This is a genomic window from uncultured Limnohabitans sp. (genome assembly GCF_937889215.1).
In the GTDB taxonomy this organism is placed as follows: Bacteria; Pseudomonadota; Gammaproteobacteria; order Burkholderiales; family Burkholderiaceae_C; genus Limnohabitans_A.
Genome location: NZ_CALBEX010000589.1, coordinates 1 through 2,288 on the forward strand (window position 1 = coordinate 1; position 2,288 = coordinate 2,288).

Genomic DNA, 2,288 nt, shown 5'->3' on the forward strand with positions numbered 1-2,288 from the left:
TGACCTGGCCCACGGCGGCGAAGTCGCTTTGTGCATCGCCGCGGATGTGTACTTCAGGCTGGGGTTGCAGCACCGAAAACTTCTTCAGCCGCTCACGCAAATCGGCCGCGTCTTTCATCGGGGTGTCGTACAAAAAAATCTGTCCGGACTTGTTCACCGAGATGATCAGGTTTTCTGGCAAGGTTTGGCGCACTTGGTTCTTTTCCTGCGGCAAATTGACCTGGATGGAGGTGGTCACCACGGGAATGGTGATCAGGAAAATGATCAGCAGCACCAGCATCACGTCCACCAAAGGCGTGGTGTTGATGGTGCTCATGATGTCGTCTTCGGACTCGGTGCCGATGTGCATGGCCATGGCGCAGTCTCCGTTGGGGCAGGTTATTTTTTGGCCGAAGACAGCAGCACGGCGTGCAGGTCTGCCGCAAAAGCGTTGACCTCTTCCATCACAGCCTTGTTGCGGCGCACCAGCCAGTTGTAGCCCAAGACCGCCGGCACCGCCACGGCCAAACCGATGGCGGTCATGATCAAGGCTTCGCCCACGGGGCCGGCCACTTTGTCGATGCTGGCCTGGCCCGAGATACCGATCTTGACCAGCGCGTGGTAGATGCCCCAAACAGTGCCGAACAAACCCACAAAGGGCGCGGTGGAGCCCACGGTGGCCAGCACCGCCAAGCCGTCTTGCAGGCGGCTTTGCACAGTGCCAAGGGCGCGCTGCAGACCCATGGTGACCCAGGTGTTGAAGTCCACGGCGCTCAGCAAGCCCTCGTGCCGGTTGGCGCTTTCTAGGCCTTTTTCTGCAATGAACCGATAAGGGCTGGCGGCGTCCAGCCCCTCAGCGGCCTGGCGCAGGCTGACCGATGTCCAGAAGTCACCCTGAGCGGCCTTGCCGTGTTGGCGCATGCGCGATTGTTCGGCCAACTTGGAGAAGATCACATACCAGCTGGCCACGCTCATCAGAACCAAAAGCAGCAGCGTGATCTTGGCCACGGCATCGCCTTGCGCCCACAGCGCGCCCAAGCCGTAAGGGTTGTCGGCATGCGTGGCTTGCGCCACTGCGGCCGTCGCTTCTTGGTTGACGGCCGTGGCTGGGGCGGCTGAGCCGATGGCAGCGGTCTGAGGTGACACACTGGGCGTGGTGGCCAGGGCCGGGCCCGTCAGGAGCAGTGCGGCCGACAGGCTCAAGCTGGCAAGGAGGCTGTGAAAGGGTTTGCGCATGTCTGAGAGTCCTGTGAATTGGATGGAGCAGTGGGCCGGGCTGATGCGTGTGTGAAAGAGGGCTTTCACGACGCTCACTCCAACCGCCAGGTGTATTTCATGCTGGCCCAGGCTTGTTCGGCCTGGCCGTCGACGGTGGCAGGTTCAAACCGGCACAAGGACAGGCCTGCCCGTGCGGCTTCGTCCAGGCGTTTGTAGCCCGAACTTTTCTCGATCTCAGATTGAATGACTTTGCCATTCACCCCTACCAAAAAGCGCAGGCTCACCGTGCCCTCTTCTTCCATGCGGCGCGATGCGCTGGGGTAGTTGGGCTTTTCGCATTGGGCTGAATTGACGCCGGCTGGTTTGCGCACGGGCGGTGCAGCGCGTGCCGGGGTGGGGACTGTGCTTGTCGGGGCCTGAGTCGGGCTGACGGTGGCAGCCGGTCGCGTCTCGGTCACCGCTGCTGCCGCCTGAATCGCTTGCGTGGGCACAGGGCTCACTGCCAAGGGCAACTCCAATGGGGGGGGCGCCTGCGCGGGTGGGGGTGGTGTGGGTGCTGGGCTTGCGGGGGGGGGCTGTTTGGCTTGCGGTGGCCGTAGCGGTTGCTGCTGCGGTGGCGGTTGTTGTGGCTTGGGTGGGGGAGGTTGCGGCGTGGGTTGAGGTGTGGGGGGTTGGATGTCTTGCAGCAAGATCGCTTGCACCACGGGCGGTATTTTTTGAACAAGTTGTTGGCCTATGCCTGCCTGCACAGCCCATAGCAGCAGCAGGTGCAAAACCACGGCGATCGCCAAGCCCACAAGCCTGCGCTGTGGGGTTGGCCGAAGGTAGGTGCTGCTAGACATGGCTCAGTTGGGGATGGGTGAGGCCATGTATTTTGCGTGAGTCGCAGAAAGTTTCAAAGGGTGCCCCTGCAGACGATCATTTTTTGGGGTCTTCTGACGCTGCCTGCAAGCTGAAGGCCAGGCCACTTTGATCGTTTTCAAACCGCTGGCCTTGTATGGTGCGAGTGCAAGCTTGAACCAAAGCAGTACCCAGCCAGGTGGCCGCAATGCGCACACCATCGTGCGTCTCTTCCATGGTGAACTCGCCCC

3 protein-coding genes are annotated in these 2,288 nt (G+C 61.6%); all 3 read right to left on the minus strand.

Annotated features, from left to right (window positions below; genetic code table 11):
- The coding region (locus Q0341_RS14810; protein WP_299514897.1) for a biopolymer transporter ExbD at window positions 1–355 on the minus strand (355 nt) is incomplete at its 3' end.
- 23 nt (window positions 356–378) lie between these two features.
- On the minus strand, window positions 379–1,215 hold the full coding sequence (locus Q0341_RS14815) for a MotA/TolQ/ExbB proton channel family protein (RefSeq protein WP_299514900.1): 837 nt from the start codon (window positions 1,213–1,215) through the stop codon (window positions 379–381).
- Window positions 1,216–1,289: 74 nt separating this feature from the next.
- Complete coding sequence (locus tag Q0341_RS14820; protein WP_299514903.1) at window positions 1,290–1,697, minus strand: TonB family protein; 408 nt, start codon at window positions 1,695–1,697, stop codon at window positions 1,290–1,292.
- Between the last annotated feature and the right edge of the window lie 591 nt (window positions 1,698–2,288).